Source organism: Undibacterium sp. GW821-FHT11H02, from assembly GCF_058808015.1.
Genome location: NZ_JBXARG010000046.1, coordinates 1 through 1,328 on the forward strand (window position 1 = coordinate 1; position 1,328 = coordinate 1,328).

Here is a 1,328-nt window from a genome sequence, read left to right on the forward strand (position 1 = left end):
CACTAGTGTCCGGTTAAATTGCAATAAAAGCTTAAGAAACACCATAACGGCGCGGGTTCCAGCTCGATTTTGTTTGGTGCCGATTTGAATTTAAAATGGGAGTTTTTATGTCATTTTCCAGATTTTTCGATCTGGGAGATGAAACATGAATGTTGGCAAGACGTTGTTTGCCCAAGTAATGGAGTTTATTCCCTGGACGAGTTTTACCAGAATTGTTAATCGCTACGCTGGCAATTCTGGCGTGCGTCGTATGAGCTGTGCTGAGCAATTTCGAGTCATGGCGTTTGCTCAATTGACCTGGCGCGAATCGTTGCGAGACATTGAAGTCACTCTCAGTGCCAATAGCAGCAAGTTGTATGCAATGGGTCTGCGTCATTCTGTCCGTCGTGCCACATTGGCCGACGCCAATGAAAGTCGAGACTGGCGTATTTGGTCTGATTTGGCAGCACTGCTGATCCGACGTGCTCGTAAACTGTATCAGCACGAAGAGTTGGCGGTCGAATTGCAAAACACAGTGTACGCACTGGATGCTACGACAATTGATTTGTGTTTGTCGCTGTTCGATTGGGCACCGTTTCGCAAGGCCAAAGCCGCGATTAAACTACATACGCTGCTTGATTTGCGAGGGGCGATACCTGCATTTATCCATATCAGCGATGGAAAATTGCATGAAGTGAATGTGCTCGATTTCTTGCCAATAGAGGCTGGTGCTTTTTACATCATGGATCGAGGTTATTTGGATTTTGAACGGCTCTACAACATGCATCAGGTCGGAGCATTTTTTGTAACTCGCGCTAAAAGCAATATGGATTTCAGGCGCATTTATTCTGCGCCAGTGAACAAAGACATGGGAATAATTTGTGACCAAACCATTTGTCTGAACGGTTTTTATAAGTCGAAAGAATATCCGGAATATCTGCGTAGGATTCGCTTCAAAGATGCGGATACCGGTCAGACTTTGGTGTTCTTGACGAATAATACTGCGTTGCCAGCAACGACGATTGCGGGGCTGTATAAAAGCCGTTGGCAGGTTGAGTTGTTCTTTAAATGGATTAAGCAGCATTTGCGAATAAAACATTTTTTGGGTAACAGCGAGAATGCCGTGAAGACGCAAATATGGTGCGCCATCGCAACTTATGTGCTGATCGCCATTATTAAAAAGGAATTGCAATTGAACGCCTCGCTCTACACTTTATTACAGATTTTATCAGTGTCCGTTTTCGAGAAAACCGAGATTTCATGCGCCTTTCAGACCGATGGCTACATTTCTGAAACAGCACCCACCGCTAACCAATTGAATTTATTCGATTTTTAACCGGACACTAGTG

At 44.5% G+C, this 1,328-nt stretch carries 1 protein-coding gene; it reads left to right on the top strand.

Features of this window, described 5'->3' with window-relative positions; all coding sequences use genetic code 11:
* The first annotated feature begins 145 nt into the window (after nucleotides 1–145).
* Nucleotides 146–1,315, top strand: a complete 1,170-nt coding sequence (locus AC1RR2_RS20870; RefSeq protein ID WP_493224214.1) for an IS4 family transposase — start codon at nucleotides 146–148, stop codon at nucleotides 1,313–1,315.
* Nucleotides 1,316–1,328 lie beyond the last annotated feature (13 nt).

What these genes read in the sequence shown, in the direction of transcription:
- AC1RR2_RS20870 (WP_493224214.1), top strand. Translation starts at nt 146, where the DNA reads ATGAATGTTGGCAAGACGTTGTTTGCCCAAGTAATGGAGTTTATTCCC.